This is a genomic window from Gilliamella sp. LMG 34359, assembly GCF_984569085.1.
In genome coordinates this window covers 3,318,261-3,335,185 of sequence record NZ_OZ474906.1, presented here as the reverse complement: position 1 = coordinate 3,335,185, position 16,925 = coordinate 3,318,261, and the positions used below count along the sequence as shown (strand labels likewise).

The 16,925-nt window shown below is 34.7% G+C and carries 15 protein-coding genes and 1 pseudogene; 8 read left to right on the top strand and 8 right to left on the bottom strand.

The genetic code is table 11. The annotated features are described in order from the left end of the window. Positions 1–14: 14 nt before the first annotated feature. From thrA to AC5LXV_RS15205, 6 genes are all read left to right on the top strand, one after another. Positions 15–2,471, top strand: a complete 2,457-nt coding sequence (gene thrA, locus AC5LXV_RS15230; RefSeq protein WP_493445341.1) for a bifunctional aspartate kinase/homoserine dehydrogenase I — start codon at positions 15–17, stop codon at positions 2,469–2,471. Further along, entirely contained in the window at positions 2,472–3,410 is a 939-nt protein-coding gene (gene thrB / locus AC5LXV_RS15225) for a homoserine kinase (protein WP_086358148.1), read from the top strand. It begins immediately after the preceding gene. 77 nt (positions 3,411–3,487) lie between these two features. Then, positions 3,488–4,777 (top strand): threonine synthase, encoded by a 1,290-nt coding sequence (gene thrC, locus AC5LXV_RS15220; RefSeq protein ID WP_493466935.1) that lies wholly within the window; start codon positions 3,488–3,490, stop codon positions 4,775–4,777. 149 nt (positions 4,778–4,926) lie between these two features. Then, positions 4,927–5,379, top strand: a complete 453-nt coding sequence (gene nrdR / locus AC5LXV_RS15215) for a transcriptional regulator NrdR (protein ID WP_034882816.1) — start codon at positions 4,927–4,929, stop codon at positions 5,377–5,379. Between the two features lie 20 nt (positions 5,380–5,399). Continuing rightward, the gene (ribD, locus tag AC5LXV_RS15210) at positions 5,400–6,503 is read left to right on the top strand and encodes a bifunctional diaminohydroxyphosphoribosylaminopyrimidine deaminase/5-amino-6-(5-phosphoribosylamino)uracil reductase RibD (RefSeq protein ID WP_110432673.1); all 1,104 of its coding nucleotides are present in this window, start codon (positions 5,400–5,402) and stop codon (positions 6,501–6,503) included. A gap of 76 nt (positions 6,504–6,579) precedes the next feature. After that, positions 6,580–7,029 (top strand): hypothetical protein, encoded by a 450-nt coding sequence (locus AC5LXV_RS15205; protein ID WP_493466934.1) that lies wholly within the window; start codon positions 6,580–6,582, stop codon positions 7,027–7,029. Between the two features lie 116 nt (positions 7,030–7,145). On the opposite strand, the pseudogene AC5LXV_RS15200 reads toward AC5LXV_RS15205, so the two are convergent. The 7 genes and pseudogenes from AC5LXV_RS15200 to AC5LXV_RS15170 form a co-directional block, all read right to left on the bottom strand. Beyond that, positions 7,146–7,412 (bottom strand): annotated as a pseudogene (locus AC5LXV_RS15200) (PTS mannitol transporter subunit IIA); the annotation flags it as partial. Positions 7,413–7,612: 200 nt separating this feature from the next. Then, positions 7,613–9,013: a PTS fructose transporter subunit IIC gene (locus tag AC5LXV_RS15195; RefSeq protein WP_493466933.1), complete on the bottom strand. Its 1,401-nt coding sequence runs from the start codon at positions 9,011–9,013 to the stop codon at positions 7,613–7,615. A 58-nt stretch (positions 9,014–9,071) separates the two neighbouring features. Then, complete coding sequence (locus tag AC5LXV_RS15190) at positions 9,072–9,221, bottom strand: hypothetical protein (protein WP_493466932.1); 150 nt, start codon at positions 9,219–9,221, stop codon at positions 9,072–9,074. A 455-nt stretch (positions 9,222–9,676) separates the two neighbouring features. Next, entirely contained in the window at positions 9,677–10,114 is a 438-nt protein-coding gene (locus tag AC5LXV_RS15185) for a PTS mannitol transporter subunit IIA (protein ID WP_493466931.1), read from the bottom strand. A gap of 69 nt (positions 10,115–10,183) precedes the next feature. Next, positions 10,184–11,593 (bottom strand): PTS fructose transporter subunit IIC, encoded by a 1,410-nt coding sequence (locus AC5LXV_RS15180; protein ID WP_493466930.1) that lies wholly within the window; start codon positions 11,591–11,593, stop codon positions 10,184–10,186. Positions 11,594–11,607: 14 nt separating this feature from the next. Continuing rightward, positions 11,608–12,528, bottom strand: a complete 921-nt coding sequence (locus AC5LXV_RS15175; RefSeq protein ID WP_493466929.1) for a 1-phosphofructokinase family hexose kinase — start codon at positions 12,526–12,528, stop codon at positions 11,608–11,610. A 9-nt stretch (positions 12,529–12,537) separates the two neighbouring features. Beyond that, positions 12,538–13,392: a tagatose bisphosphate family class II aldolase gene (locus tag AC5LXV_RS15170; RefSeq protein ID WP_493466928.1), complete on the bottom strand. Its 855-nt coding sequence runs from the start codon at positions 13,390–13,392 to the stop codon at positions 12,538–12,540. A gap of 332 nt (positions 13,393–13,724) precedes the next feature. On the opposite strand from AC5LXV_RS15170, the gene AC5LXV_RS15165 reads away from it, so the two are divergent. Continuing rightward, positions 13,725–14,537 (top strand): DeoR/GlpR family DNA-binding transcription regulator, encoded by an 813-nt coding sequence (locus tag AC5LXV_RS15165; protein WP_110432679.1) that lies wholly within the window; start codon positions 13,725–13,727, stop codon positions 14,535–14,537. Between the two features lie 5 nt (positions 14,538–14,542). After that, a complete protein-coding gene (locus AC5LXV_RS15160) occupies positions 14,543–15,508 on the top strand; it encodes a sugar kinase (protein ID WP_493452018.1) in 966 nt (321 codons plus the stop codon). A gap of 230 nt (positions 15,509–15,738) precedes the next feature. Here the strand turns inward: AC5LXV_RS15160 and hemW are convergent, their stop codons facing one another. Beyond that, positions 15,739–16,872: a radical SAM family heme chaperone HemW gene (gene hemW / locus AC5LXV_RS15155; protein ID WP_493466927.1), complete on the bottom strand. Its 1,134-nt coding sequence runs from the start codon at positions 16,870–16,872 to the stop codon at positions 15,739–15,741. Positions 16,873–16,925 lie beyond the last annotated feature (53 nt).

Here is a 16,925-nt window from a genome sequence, read left to right as displayed (position 1 = left end):
AAGTAAGGTGTGATATGAAAGTTTTAAAATTTGGAGGAACATCTGTTGCCAACGCAGAACGTTTTTTGCGTGTAGCAGAGATTATTGAAAATAATGCTAAACAAGAACAGACGGCAACGGTTTTATCTGCACCCGCTAAAATTACCAATCATCTAGTTGCAATGGTCGAAAAAACTGTTGCCAAGCAAGATATTCAAACCAATATCTACGATGCTGAAAAAATCTTTGCTGACTTATTGGCTGGTATTGCTAAAGCGCTGCCTAATTTTGCCTATGAAAAAATGAAAAAGTTTGCTCTTAATGAGTTAAATAATGTCAAACAACTGTTAGAAGGTATTCGACTATTAGGCCAATGTCCGGATAGCATCAATGCCACTATCATTTGTCGAGGTGAAAAACTTTCCATTGCTATAATGGAAGAATTGCTAAAAGCAAAAGGGCATGAAGTCACTGTTATCAATCCTGTGGCAATGTTAATTGCGCAAGGCGATTATTTAGAGTCGACCGTTGATATTGTCGAGTCATCCCATCGAATCAGTGAAATGCGTATTCCTTCAGATAATATAATTTTAATGCCAGGTTTTACCGCAGGTAATGAAAAGGGTGAATTAGTTGTTTTAGGACGTAACGGTTCAGATTATTCGGCTTCAGTATTAGCCGCCTGTTTACGCGCCAATAGCTGTGAAATTTGGACCGATGTCGATGGAGTTTATACTTGTGATCCGCGAATTGTGCCAGATGCCAAACTACTACAAACAATGTCTTATCAAGAAGCTATGGAATTATCTTATTTTGGTGCTAAAGTGCTTCACCCTAGAACAATCTTACCGATTGCGCAATTCCAAATTCCATGTTTAATCAAAAATACCAATAATCCAGATGCTCCAGGTACTTTAATCGGCGCTAATGTAATTGATAGTTCAACGCCAGTCAAAGGTATTACTAATTTAAATAATATGGCCATGATAAATGTATCAGGTCCAGGATTGAAAGGTATGGTTGGTATGTCGGCGCGGGTTTTTTCCGCCATGTCCTATGCCGGTATTTCTGTCGTACTTATTACCCAATCATCGTCTGAATATAGTATTAGTTTTTGTGTGCCGCAAACCGAACTATACCGTGCGGAAGAGGCATTGAGTGAAGAGTTTTATTTAGAATTAAAAGATGGCCTACTCGAACCAATTGAAGTAATTGAAAAATTAGCGATTATCTCCGTGGTTGGTGATGGCATGCGTACCTTACGTGGCTTATCGGCTAACTTCTTTACCGCATTAGCGCGCGCCAATATTAACATTGTGGCAATTGCCCAAGGTTCATCAGAACGCTCAATCTCAGTTGTGGTTGATAATGATGTTGCGGTAATGGGGGTTCGAGTGACTCACCAAATGTTATTCGGTACCGACAAAATGTTAGATGTATTTGTTATTGGTGTTGGTGGTGTTGGTGGTGCCTTGGTGGATCAAATCGGCCGTCAACAAAAATGGCTTAAAAATAAACAAATTGACCTACGGGTTTGTGGTTTATTTAATTCCAAACACTCAGTACTTAATCGTGATGGAATTAACTTAGATAATTGGCGTGATCAAATAAAACAAAGTGAAACCAGTTATAATCTAAACGGTATTATTGAATTTGCTAAAAATAACCGGCTGCTTAATCCAATATTAGTCGATTGTACTTCAAGTAGTGATGTATCAGATAAATATGTTGATTTTCTGGCTAATGGTTTCCATGTGGTAACCCCGAATAAAAAAGCCAACACCAGTTCAATGGCTTATTACCTTCGTTTACGCCAAGAAGCAGCAAATAGTAAGCGTAAATTCCAATATGATACCAACGTTGGTGCCGGGCTACCGGTAATCGAGAACTTACAGAATCTGCTTAATGCCGGTGACGAATTAATTAAGTTTTCTGGAATTTTATCGGGTTCATTATCTTTTATTTTCGGTAAGTTAGATGAAGGTATGTCATTATCAGAAGCAACTAAGTTGGCGAAAGAGAAAGGCTTTACCGAACCTGACCCGCGTGATGACTTATCCGGAACCGACGTAGCAAGAAAACTATTAATCTTAGCAAGGGAAGCAGGATTACAACTTGAACTCGATCAAATTAATGTTGAATCTGTGCTACCAGCAGAATATTCTCAAGGCAATATTGATGAGTTTATGGCAAAACTTCCGCAACTCGATGCACAATTTAAAGAAAAATCAGAAAAAGCGGCTAAAGAAGGAAAAGTTCTACGTTATGTTGCTAACATCGATGGCGATCAATGTAGTGTCAAAATAGAAGCCGTAGATGCTGAAGATCCTCTTTATAAAGTTAAAAATGGTGAAAATGCATTAGCATTCTATACCAGATATTATCAACCAATTCCATTAGTATTACGTGGTTACGGTGCCGGTAATGATGTTACAGCAGCGGGTGTGTTTGCTGATATTTTACGAACCACATCTGGAAAAATTGGAGGCTAAATGAGTCATAAATCATTAACTGTTTATGCACCAGCATCAATGGCAAATATTAGTGTAGGCTTTGATATTTTAGGTGCAGCAATCAATCCAATTAGTGGGGCGATGTTAGGTGACTGTATTACCATTGAGTCAGCAACTGAGTTTAGCCTTACAAGTAAAGGGCAATTTGTTAAAAAATTGCCCAAGGATCCCAAATACAATATTGTTTATCAATGTTGGCAACGTTTTTGTAAGGCTATGGGTAAAACATTACCGGTTAACATAACGCTTGAAAAAAACATGCCAATTGGTTCTGGATTAGGTTCAAGTGCTTGTTCTGTCGTTGGTGCTTTTGTGGCATTAAATAAATTTTTTGATGAACCATTTAATCAATATGAAATGCTTTCCATGATGGGGGAACTAGAAGGCCGAATTTCTGGTAGCGTGCATTATGATAATGTCGCTCCTTGTTACTTAGGTGGAATGCAACTTATCCTTGATGAAATGGGGGTAATAAGTGAGTCGATACCGCATTTTGACAATTGGTATTGGGTAATGGCTTATCCAGGTATTAAAGTTTCTACAGCTGAAGCTCGAGCAATATTACCTGCTCAATATCAAAAAGCAGATTGTGTTGCGCATGGTCGTTATGTAGGTGGTTTTTTACATGCTTGTTATAGCAAACAACCCAAACTTGCTGCGGCAATGTTGATTGATAATATCGCCGAGCCTTATCGTAAACAGTTGCTACCTAATTTCGATGCAACACAAAAAAAGGTAAAACAACTTGGCGCATTAGCCTCTGGTATATCTGGCTCAGGACCGACAATGTTTGTGGTAGCAGATAATCTTGAAACTGCAAAACAGATAGAGTCTTTGTTGAAAAGTTCTTATTTACAAAATGAAGATGGTTTTACGCACATTTGTAAAATAGATCCACAAGGTGCAAGAGAGATTTAAGTTAATTGTTATTAAATAAAACAATAAGATTAAATCAAAAAGAAAACAATTAAAGTATAAAATTATTGGAAAACATTATGAAACTGTATAACTTAAAAGATCATTCCGAGCAGGTTAGTTTTGCGCAGGCGGTACAACAAGGATTAGGAAGAGGACAAGGCTTGTTTTTCCCTGAACAGTTGCCAAAATTTTCTGCGCAAGAAATAGAAGCATTATTAAAAATGGACTTTATTACACGCAGTGCCAAAATCTTATCCGCTTTTATTGGCAATGAAATTAACGATAATGATATGCATCGATTAGTGCAAAATGCTTTCCAATTTCCTGCCCCTGTTAAATCGGTAGAAGATGATATTGGATCTTTGGAACTTTATCATGGTCCGACATTAGCATTTAAAGATTTTGGTGGACGCTTTATGGCACAAGCTTTAGTCCAAGTTGCTGCCGATAAAAAAATCACCATTTTGACCGCAACTTCGGGAGATACTGGTGCGGCTGTTGCCCATGCATTTTATCACTTACCGAATATTCGCGTCGTGATTTTATATCCAGAAGGTAAAATTAGCCCATTACAAGAGAAGCTCTTTTGTACGTTAGGTGATAACATTCACACCATTGCTATTCAAAGTGATTTTGATGCCTGCCAAGCTTTAGTTAAAAAAGCATTTGATGATGAAGAACTAAAAACCACCATTGGTTTAAACTCAGCTAATTCAATTAATATCAGTCGGCTTTTAGCGCAAATCTGCTATTATTTTGAAGCTTATGCGCAACTTACTGCCAAACAACGTGAACAATTAGTTATTTCTGTACCAAGTGGTAATTTTGGCGATTTAACGGCTGGTTTACTGGTAAAAACCATGGGATTACCTATCAAACGCTTTATTGCTGCGACAAATGCTAATGATACTGTTCCTCGTTATTTAGAAACCGGTAAGTGGGAACCGCATAAAACCGTGGCAACATTATCTAATGCTATGGATGTAAGTCAACCAAACAACTGGCCAAGGATCGAAGAAATTTATCAGCGAGAAGGTTGGGTACTTAAATCATTAGGACATGCTGCTGTTTCTGACGAAGTTTCAGTAAAAACAGTTCAGGAATTGGATAAAAAAGGTTATTTATCTGAGCCTCATGGGGCTATTGCCTACCGAGCATTACGCGATCAGCTGCAAGAAGGAGAGTATGGTTTATTTTTAGGAACAGCTCATCCAGCTAAATTCAAAGAAGTGGTTGAAGATATCCTTGGTCGATCAATCTCATTACCATCAGCCTTGGCTGAAAGAGCTGAGATGCCATTACTTTCTCACTATATGCCGGATGATTTTACTAAATTGCGTGATTTCTTAATCTCATTAACATGGTAAATTTGATTGCCGTCACTAGATTGGTGACGGATTTTTAGCATTTATTTTGATTACAAATTTTTAGAGTATATATAACTTAGCTGTAATCTTGTTTAAATGACTAATTTCGGCTATTGTAATGTAAGTTGAAACGTTATCAGGATATATTTATGCACTGTCCGTTTTGTAATGCAGATGATACAAAAGTTATTGATTCTCGATTAGTGGGTGAAGGTTTTCAGGTTCGTCGCCGTCGACAATGTGTCGAATGTAATGAACGGTTTACCACATTTGAAGTGGCAGAGTTAATTATGCCTAATGTTATCAAGAGCAATAAAGTTCGCGAACCTTTCAATGAAGATAAACTTCGTAATGGTATAAAACGAGCGCTAGAAAAACGCCCAGTGAGTTTTGATGCAATAGAAGATGCCATCACGCGAATTAAATCTAAACTAAGAGCAACGGGTGAACGCGAAGTACCAGCCAAATTAATTGGTAATTTTGTTATTGAAGAACTAAAAAACCTCGATAAAGTTGCCTATATTCGTTTTGCTTCTGTTTATTTCAGTTTTGATGACATTGAACAATTCAGTAATGAAATTGCTAAGTTGCAACAAAAATAATCCAATTTAACACAATGACTATGGATAAAGATCAATTTTATATGCAGCAAGCTATTGAGCTTGCTAAACTTGGCCGTTTTACGACTACTCCAAATCCTAATGTAGGTTGTATCATTGTTAAAAATGATCAGATTATTGGTAAAGGTTTTCATCTAAAAGCGGGCTTACCCCATGCCGAAGTCTACGCATTAAAAATGGCAGGTGATGCAGCTAAAGATGCCACTGCTTATGTAACACTTGAACCCTGTAGCCATTATGGTCGAACCCCCCCTTGTGCTGATGCCCTTGTTAGATCTGGAATTAAACGGGTTGTTATTGCGATGCAAGATCCTAATCCTAACGTTGCAGGTAAAGGGATTAAACGTTTAAAAGACGCCGGTATTGAAGTTATGGTTGGTGTTTTGAATGAACAAGCCGAAGCGATTAATAAAGGTTTTTTAAAATGTATGCGCACAGGGAAACCCTATGTTCAACTTAAGCTTGCTGCCTCGTTAGATGGTAAAATTGCTATGGCATCGGGTGAAAGTAAATGGATTACTTCAAGTGTGGCAAGACAAGATGTACAACAATATCGAGCGCAAGCCAGTTGTATTTTGAGTACCCGAGCAACTGTTCAAGAAGATAATGCCAGTTTAACAGTTAGATACGATGAATTACCTGATGAGATTAGAAAAATTTATCCCCAAGAAAATATTCGACAACCGATTCGCGTTATTATAGACAGTCAAAATCGATTAACCGGCAATGAAAATATCTTTAGTCAATCGGGTGAAACATGGATAGTGCGCAAGCAAAATATTCCAATAATTAAACCCAACACCAAGCTAATTATTGAATCCTCAGCCCAAAATCAGATAGATTTAGTCGAATTATTAACAGAATTAGGCAAAAACCAAATTAATTCTGTTTGGGTTGAAGCGGGAGCACATCTGGCTGGGGCATTGATTGAACAAGATTTAGTTGATGAACTCATTATTTATTATGCACCTAAATTGCTAGGTCATAATGCCAAAGATTTATGTGTTTTACCTAATCTTACAAAATTATCTTTAGCGCCCCAATTTCAATTTGAATCGGTAGTTGCTGTGGGTGATGATTTAAGGATTATCTTAAAAAGAAAATAAACTTCAATCCTGGCGATAGTTGAATTATCTAGTTTGAATAAGATCAAACGGAAAATAGAAAAGCGATTTAATTGATATGTATGATAAAACAAAATTTAGTATGCTCAATATTGATGATTTTTTTAGTTCAGATCAATATCAAACTATTGAAGATTTCAGTTATGCTGATGTCCAAGGCATAGGAAAAGGTGGTTATCCAATTCTATTTTTTTATATTTTAGATCGCGTTGAGGCATTATCAATTGAAGAAGTTACGGATAACGCTTTTTTAATTGATAAAGCTAATCAAATTTTAAGTTACCTTGGTTTTGATTTTAAGATTGGTCACCCGTTTGAGTTAACTGATGAATTTAATCATAACTATAGATTTAAAGATAGTATTATTGAAGATCAAATACGTTATTATTATGATTTTGAAGAAATGTTAATTGTTCTAGGTATTACTTGGGAAGGCATTTTGGACTCATTTGAAATGGTTAACAATAAAACAATTATCAATAATCGTCTGGAATTTTTTACTACCTAATATTCTTTCTATAGTTTACAAACCTACTGTATTAACCGCTTTAATTGATTAATTGTCAATCAGTTGGAGGTAACCTCCCATGAGTTCACATCGTCTCTTCTCATGGGATGGTTATATTAGTTGCCTTGAAGGATTGTTAATAGCTCTTCTGGTTTTTTAACGGATTGAATTAGCGCTAAAGTATCTTCAGCAATAACTGCTGTGGTTAATTGACGCAAAATATCTAAATGTTCATTATTTTTAGCTGCTATACCAATAACAACATAGGCAATATTATCATCTTCATCACAATTTACTCCTTCAGGGTAATAGATGACTTTTAATCCTGTTTGTATAACACCATCGCGTTTATCTGTAGTTTCATGAGGAATAGTTAGACTACTTCCTAAATGTGTAAATCATAAATTATGATAATATATGGTTCAAATATAATCATTCTTAACTTATCTTTTTTTACTAAGAATTAGAATAGCAACTTCAACTCTTAATTTTTATATTGCTTATTCTAAATTTATCTTAATAAGTTAAATATTTTTACTAAATTAATTATCGACCATATTTACTATTGAGTTATTTTATTTTTCTAATGTTGCTTTGGTGTTTCATGCGTACGAATTAAGCCTAATAAAATTGCTCCTACTAATGCACTAATAAAAATACAGCCGACCCATATAAGGGGTTTATTAACTAATGGTAGTACTAGAAAACCACCTTGAGGTGCCGGGACTTGAATTTGACATATAAATGTCAATACTGCAGCAATAGTCGATGAAAACATCATAATCGGAATGACACGAAACGGATCTTTAGCTACAAAAGGGAGAGCGCCCTCTGTTATAAGAGTTGAACCAAGTATATAATTTGCAATACCTGCAGCACGTTCTTCTTTAGTAAATGCTTTACCTCGAAATATTGTAGTTGAAAACGCAATAACTAAAGGTGGAACAATACAGGCCGCTGAAACACTAGCCATAAAATAGTAATTACCTTCTTCTAATAGCATAATACTAGTTGCATAAGCTGCTTTATTGATTAGGCCACCGATGTCGAAAGAGCACATTGTTCCAATAATAATACCTAGTAAAATAGGATTACTTGATTGTAACGAGAATAACCACTCTGCCATACTAGTACTGATAGTGGCAATTCGCCTACTACTTAAATACGCACTTACACCAATTATAAATATACCAATTAATGGCATTATTAAAATGGATTTAATCCCTTCAAATGAACGAGGAAGATTACTTAACAATTTATCTAGAAACAACATTAAATAACCTGCAGTGAACCCCACAGAAATGCAGCCTAAAATACCAGCACCGTTTAAACTAACAATTGAACCGCCCACAAAACCCACTATCATTCCATAACGACCGCTGATTGAATAGGCTAGAAAACTAGTGAAAAAAGGCAGCATTAGTTGAATGCTTTGGCTTCCAATTTTCATCAGCAGTGCAGCAAACTCATTATATTCAGCATTGTTTGGGTCTGAAGAATAAATTCCACATAGTAATGAAAATGAAATTAATAGTCCACCTACAACAGTAAACGGTAGCATATAATAAACACCACTTGTAAGATGTTTATACATTTGCCGACGTTCTTTTACTTCTCTTTGATTTAGATTGTCTAATTTATAAATGTTACTTTCTGAGTTTTTGTAGACGGGTACATTACCTGAATTTATTTTTTCAATTAGTAGTGCTGCTTCATAAATAGCATCTTTTATCGATACTTCAATAATAGGTAACCCATTAAAACGAGTAGGATTAACCCTTTTATCTGATATAATAATGACACCAATTGCATAAGCTATATCTGCATCAGTTATCTGATTCTCTATACCTTTTACGCCATTAGTTTCTATTTTAATAACTAAACCTTCTTTTAAAGCTGCGGATTTTAATGCGTCCTCTGCCATAAAATTATCCGTTACATTAGTAGAATAATTTATTACTGCTAGTATATTTTTTGTATCCATTTCAATCTGTTTTTATTTAGTAAACTTTCAATGTTCTTTAATAACTATTATTATTTTGTTATTTAAGAATAGCAAGTATTTTGGCTTTTTTATTATCAGGAATAAAAGGTCCTTTGGAGATCAATTTATATTCATTTTGTTCATCAATAATAAAAACATTAATTCTGGAAATATCATCGATCAAACAAGGGATAGTTTGAATTTGCATCTTAGTTAATTCATCAGTAATATATTTTCCGGAAAAACCACCGAAAAAGCCTAAGGCACTGAAGTGACCCCATAAAGTTGGACACTTTTATTAAGCGGCTTGTAAGGCCTGATTTCGATATTCAACCGGAGTCAGGCCTTTTAATTTGGCTTTAATCCGTTTGAGTTAACTGATGAATTTAATCATAACTATAGATTTAAAGATAGTTTTATTGAAGATCAGATACGTTATTATTACGATTTTGAAGAAATGTTAATTGTTCTAGGTATTACTTGGGAAGGTATTTTAGTCTCATTTGAAATGGTTAACAATAAAACAATTATTAATAATCGTCTGGAATTTTTTAATACCTAATATTCTTCGTATAGTTTAAAAACTAATTGTATTAACTGCTTTAATCAATTGGAGATAACATCCCATGAGTTCACATCGTCTCTTCTCATGGGATGGTTATATTAGTTGCCTTGAAGAATTGTTAATAGCTCTTCTGGTTTTTTAACGGATTGAATTCGCGCTAAAGTATCTTCAGCAATAACTGCTCTGGTTAATTGACGCAAAATATCTAAATGTTCATTACTTTTTGCCGCTATACCAATAACAACATAGGCAATATTATCGTCTCCATCCCAATTTACTCCTTCAGGGTAATAGATGACTTTTAATCCTGTTTGTATAACACTATCGCGTTTATCTGTAGTTCCATGAGGAATTGCTATACCATTACCTAAAAATGTGGATATTTGCCGATCACGATCAAACATTGATTGCGTATAATCATCCTTTACTAATCCTGCCTTTATCATATTTTCTGATACTGCTGATATAGCATCGTGTTTGTTATACAAGCCATTTATAATAGCTATATCTTCAACTTTTAATTGTATATTGTTCATCCCCCCTCCTTAAAAACTTGAATATATTTATAAAAATCAGATTATTAAATATATTTAATCACTAACCTTTTACTTTTCAACAGTTGATTTACCTTTTTCATGCATACGTAACAAACCTAATAAAATCGCACCGATTAATGCACCTATAAAGATACAACCAACCCAAATCAAAGGTTTATTGACTAAAGGAAGGACTAAAAATCCACCATGAGGAGCAGGGACTTGGATGTGACTGATAAAAGTTAATACGGCAGCAATAGCGGATGAAAACATCATAATGGGTATAACATGTAATGGATCTTTGGCGGCAAATGGAATAGCACCTTCAGTGATATGGGTTGAACCAAGGATATAATTTACAAGACCAGCGGCACGCTCTTCTTCTGTAAATGCTTTACCACGGAAAATAGTCGTTGAAAAGGCAATAACAAAAGGAGGGACAATACAAGCAGCCGAAACCCCAGCCATAAAATAGTAATTACCTTCACCCAACAGCATTGTTCCGGTCACATAAGCCGCTTTATTGATAGGACCACCGAAATCGAAAGAGCACATGCCACCAATAACAATACCTAATAAAATAGGATTAGCAGATTGCAATGAGGCTAACCATTCTTTCATACCATTATTTACAACTGCGATCGGTCCACCAAGCAAAAACATGCCGGCACCAATCACAAATACCCCTATTAATGGCATTATAAATATTGATTTAAGTCCTTCAAAGGCACGAGGAAGACCATCTAACAGTCTTTTAACAATTAGCATTAAATAACCAGCAGCGAACCCAGCAATAATACCACCTAAAAAACCGGCACCAGTTATATTTGCAATTAAACCGCCAACAAAACCAGCTACCATACCTGGTCGGCCACTTATTGAATAAGCTAAAAAACCGGTAAAAATAGGCACCATAATACCGAAAGCTTGGCTACCAATGTTCATTAGTAACGACGCAAACTCATTATATTGAGGATTGTTTTGATCTGCGGAATAAATGCCCCATAAAAAAGATAATGCAATTAATACCCCACCAGCTACAACAAAGGGTAACATATTGGAAACCCCACTCATGAGATGCTTATATATCTGTCGACCAATAGATTCTTTTGACGCATGTTGATTGTGAATTTCTGATAAATAACTGTTATCTTTTGCGCTTTTACGAATTGCTACAGCGCCTGAGTTTATTTTTTCAATAAGCATAGTCGCTTTATGAATTCCATCTTTTACTGGTACTTCAATAACCGGTAATCCATTAAAACGGTCAGGATTAACATCTTTATCGGCGGCAATAATCACCCCAATTGCATCAGTAATATCTGCTTCAGTAATTGGATTCTCTACACCACTTGCTCCATTCGTTTCTACTTTAATTTCAATTCCCGCTTTTTCAGCCGCAGATTTCAATGCTTGTTCTGCCATATAAGTATGGGCTATACCTGTTGGACAACCTGTAACAGCTAGTATTTTTTTCATAATAATTTTCCATTTTATTTGATTTGAGTCACTTCGAGTTGGTTGATATAGGTACTCACTTTATCTAATAACCCTAAACCATCAGATTCGGCAACATTGGCACCAGTTGCCGATGCTTTTTTCATTGCTAATTGACAATTATTTTGCTGAGGGAGCCATTCACTAAGAAATGCCGCAAGTGACGCATCTCCTGCGCAAGCAGAACTGACTTGTTTTATCGTTATCGCGTTGCAAAACCAGATATTTTTACCGTTTGAAAAGTAAAGTCCTTTTGACCCCATAGTGAGTAGAATATTTTGTGCTCCTTGCTGATGAACATTTTCTAATGCGGTAATTATTTGTTCCGTGGTATCAGTCGTAAAACCAAAAATATCTTTTAACTCATCATTATTAGGTTTAATGAGTAACGGTTTATAACTTAATAAATCTTTTAATTTAGTGTGACTAATATCTAAAATTATTTTGATATTTTTAGGTATGCAAATTTTTAATATTGACGCTAAATAATCTGGTTCAATATTATTTGGCAAACTACCACTAATAACTAAATAACTGTTATTGCTGAGTGACTCAATAATAGTGAGCATTTCTGTTTTTTTATTATCAGAAATAAAAGGTCCTTTGGAGACCAATTTATATTCATTTTGTTCATCATTAATAAAAACATTAATTCTGGTAATATCATCGATCAAACAAGGGATAGTTTGAATTTGCATCTTAGCTAATTCATCAGTAATATATTTTCCGGAAAAACCACCGAAAAAGCCTAAGGCACAAGTAGGCTTATCGAATTTATGCAATACAATCGAAACATTAACAGCTTTACCATTTGGACTATATTCAGTGTGTAGCGTTCGATTTACTGAATTGGGTTTTAACCCTTGGCAACGAATATTCATATCAATGGCAGTATTCAGTGTTAGAGTGTAAATCATATGATCCCCCTATAACTTACCGGCACAACCACAAGTTGTTATGATTTTTTCCACAATTTGTTTCATTGCCGCTTTAGCTGGTTTCATATAATTTCGCAGATCATTGGCATCAGGGTGGGTTAGTAAGTATTGTTTTAATGCATCAGAAAATGCAATTTTTAGTTCAGTTGCAATATTTACCTTACAAATTCCTCGTTGTATGCATTCACGTACATCCTTATCAGGAACACCAGAAGCACCATGTAAAACTAGCGGAATATCGATTACTGAGCGGATCTCTGATAACCGGTCAAAGTCAAGTTTTGGTTCTGATTTATAAAGTCCATGGGCTGTTCCTATTGCAATAGCCAGTGAATCGATATTTGTTTTCTTCACAAATTCAATTGCTTGCGCAGGATTTGTATATAATGCATCTTTGCTATCAACAATAAGATCATCTTCAACACCACCAAGACGCCCAAGTTCTGCTTCAACACTAACGTCATATCTGTGAGCATATTCAACAACTTGTTTAACTAAGGTAATATTTTCGTCAAATGGTAAATGAGAACCATCAATCATGACCGATCTCACGCCGGTATTAATTTTATTGGCGATATCACTAAATTCTTCATGATGATCTAAATGAACGGCTAATGGAACATGGTGCTTTTTGGATAACTCATTGGCAATTTGAATAATATTTTCTGTTCCAGCATAACTATATGTGCCTGGCGTACCAGCTAAAATAACCGGCGATTGATACTCGGCAACGGTTTCAACAATTACTTGCATCGTTTCCAAATTATGGATATTGAACGCAGGGATAGCATATTGCTCTCTTTGCGCTTTCTTTAACATGTTATTACTCGAAATAATACTCATTCAACTCCTCCTTAACTTTAGTAAATCAAAAATACCTTCGCTTTCGAATTGAAACTTATTTGCAATAATTATGCTTACCAAACGAAAGTTGATCAAGTGTCAATATTGTGAGTTAGATCACAAAAATTAATTATTTATTAATAAATTATGCAAGTTGTTGACTATTTTTTTGGCAAATATTGGTGATTAACCTAGAATAACAAATCGCAATTTATCTCTATGACAATGATTGAGAGAAAGATTGAAACTATTGTTGTTTCTTGTTGATTTTATGTAGATAAATTATTATGGTATTTATTTCTAATTTTTATTTGTAACATAGGAAGTGAAAATTGGCTAAAGCATCTTCGACTCTATTAAAACGTCGACTAGATATCGTAAAAATTGTACGCCAAAATGGAGAAGTAAAAGTTGATGAGTTGTCTGATCAGCTAAAGGTTTCTCTCGTTACAATCAGGCAAGATTTAACTTATCTTGAACAACAGGGATATTTGAAGCGTTCCTTTGGTGGGGCGATCTATATTTCCCCTGAAGGCTTAGTTCATAATTCTGTTCCCATTAATCCGAATAATACCAAAGGAAATTGTTACATCGATTTAGTAAAAGCTTGTTTAAGCTATATTAATGATGGTGATACTATTTTTTTGGGACATGGCAGTTTGACTCGAAAATTGATCCCTTTTTTGCATGAAAAAAAATCACTGCGAATTATTATGAATGATATTAGAAATGCTTTATTAGTTAATGAGTTTTCTGATTCGGAAGTCATCTTAATTGGTGGTCTTTTAGGGGAAAAAAATGTAATAAAAAGCTATAATGAACCCATCAATATTAATCACTCTATTTCACATTTTATTATCGAATTGGCAGCAATTGGTGAAGATAATGAATTAATTATTGAGAATAGTGAACAAAAGGAAATATATCAACAAATTTTAAAAAAAGCGAAAAATACCATAGGTCTTTTATTAGAGAGATCTTTGTTTACAGATAACCATAGCATCGGTAAATTAAAAAATATAGATGTGACCATTTTATCCAAAGCAGCCGTACCAGAATATCATCATCAATTATTAAATTCTAATTTTAAACAAATTGCGATAAATAATCATTCTATGACTTATCATAATGTATTGGAGAAATAATTAAGATGGAGTTTAAAATTTGTGCCGTAGGTGAATTGCTTGTTGAATTTTTAGCAAAAGAGTGTAATCAACGTTTTGATCAACCCGGTGAATTTGTTGGCCCCTATCCAAGTGGTGCACCGGCCATATTTGCTTCTCAAGTTGCTAAATTAGGGTTTCCAGTTGTGCTTTTTAGCTGTGTGGGAAAAGATAGTTTTGGCAAAATGTGCATTAATCGGCTTAAAAAAGATGGTGTTATTGTTGATGGCATCACCTCTTATAGTAGGGCTAATACCGGTAGTGCATTTGTAACTTATCAAGACCAAAGCGAACGAAATTTTATCTTTAATATTCCTAATAGTGCATGTGGCTTGTTATCGTTCAATAATATAGATGAAAATTTGTTAAAAGATTGTACTCATTTGCATGTTATGGGATCTTCGCTTTACTCGTTTCGCGCTATCGATGCGATGAGAAAAGCGTTAGATATAATTAAAAATAAAGGTGGAACAATTTCGTTTGACCCTAATTTACGCAAAGAGATGTTTAATATTCAAGAGATGGAGCAATCTTTTGGCTATATCATGGAGTATACCGATATATTTTTACCTAGCGAAAAAGAGGTTCGCTATTTTACCCAGAATGATGAAAGTGAACAACAGACTATATTAGCTTTACTTAAGAATGGTATTAAGCATATCGTTGTAAAAGGTGGTGCTAAAGGTGCGAGTTATTATGGTTTAGATGAACAAAATAGTCTCAAAACGTTTCATGTTGATGGCTTTTCTGTAGACACTGTGGATCCAACCGGCGCTGGAGGGTGTTTTGGTGCAACCTTTGTAAGTTTGTTGCTAGCTGGGTATGATGTTGAAACGGCATTAAAATTTGCTAATGTCAGTGGAGCGTTAGCGGTATCGAAACTAGGACCGATGGAAGGAACGTCTTCACTTGAGGAAATCCAAACATTTTTAACAAAACATGCAATTGATTAATCTTGTCACCAAGGCTTTTGTTATTTGCTAGATAAAAAAAAATCCCAATAACAGGGTTATTGGGAAAACATAAGGAATAGGAAAACAATGAAATAAATGCATTGTCGAAGTTAGTATGCCTTTTTTTTTAATAAAAGTAAGTAAAGATATAAACATCTTATTTTAAATTGTTAGTATGTATTTTGTTAACAAATAGTAAACAAAATTTAACTATTTATTTTTTCTAATTTTTATAAAAATATTTCAAGTAATGAATTTAAAAATAACTTACCATGGTCAGTTATTTGCCAGCTTTGCTTATCCTCAACCAGATAATTTTTTTCAATAGCCAATGAGATTGGTTTATCAATGGATTGCAACGGTAAAAAAGTTCGTTGTTCAAATTCAGACTTAGGTGTAGCTTCAAATAGTCTAAATCTGTTCATAAAAAACTCAAAGGCTAACTCATCTTTTGCAACAGTATAAGAATGTTCTAAATAACGTCCTTCTAGATAGCCTTTAGGATGTTTGGTTTTTACCGTGCGAATAATAGTTCCATCATTTTGGGTTAATTTCCCATGAGCACCACAACCAATACCGATATAATCACCGAATCGCCAATAATTCAAATTATGTTGGCATTGATAATTCGGCTTCGCATAAGCTGATGTTTCATATTGTTCATAACCATGTTTTGTTAATAATTGATGACCTTGTTGGTAAATATCCCAGAGCATATCGTCATCAGGCAAAATAGGCGGTTTAGAACCAAATAAGGTGTTAGGCTCAATAGTTAATTGATACCATGATAAATGTGGCGGTGCGAGTGCAATTGCTTGTTTTAGATCATTCAAGGCATCATCAAGGGTTTGCTGTGGTAAGCCATGCATTAAATCTAAATTAAAGCTTTTTAAATTTAAGTCATGTGCTAATTTGCCAGCATCTATGGCTTCTTGTGGATTATGAACTCGCCCTAATTTTATAAGCTTATCTGCTTGAAAGCTTTGTACTCCAATTGATATTCGATTAACTCCTGCTTGTTGATACCCTTTAAATCTTTCTACATCAACGGAATTGGGATTGGCCTCAATGGTTATTTCGGCGTCGTGATTTATGGGTATAATTTTATTAATATTGATTAATAAGTTATTAATTAACTCAGCAGAAAAAAGGCTTGGCGTACCGCCACCGATAAAAATTGAGTGAATAGCACGATTATTACAAAGCATGATGTCTTGTTTTAAATCATTAATTAAATGGTCTATATATGCGGAATAATCGGGCGTTTTTTTCATTTTATGTGAATTAAAATCACAATATGGACATTTTTGTACGCACCATGGCATATGTATATATAAACTCAAAGGGATTTTATATTCAAACATATGCCTTTCCTCAAATTTTAAAATAAAGTATGGGTACTAATAAGAGATAGCTA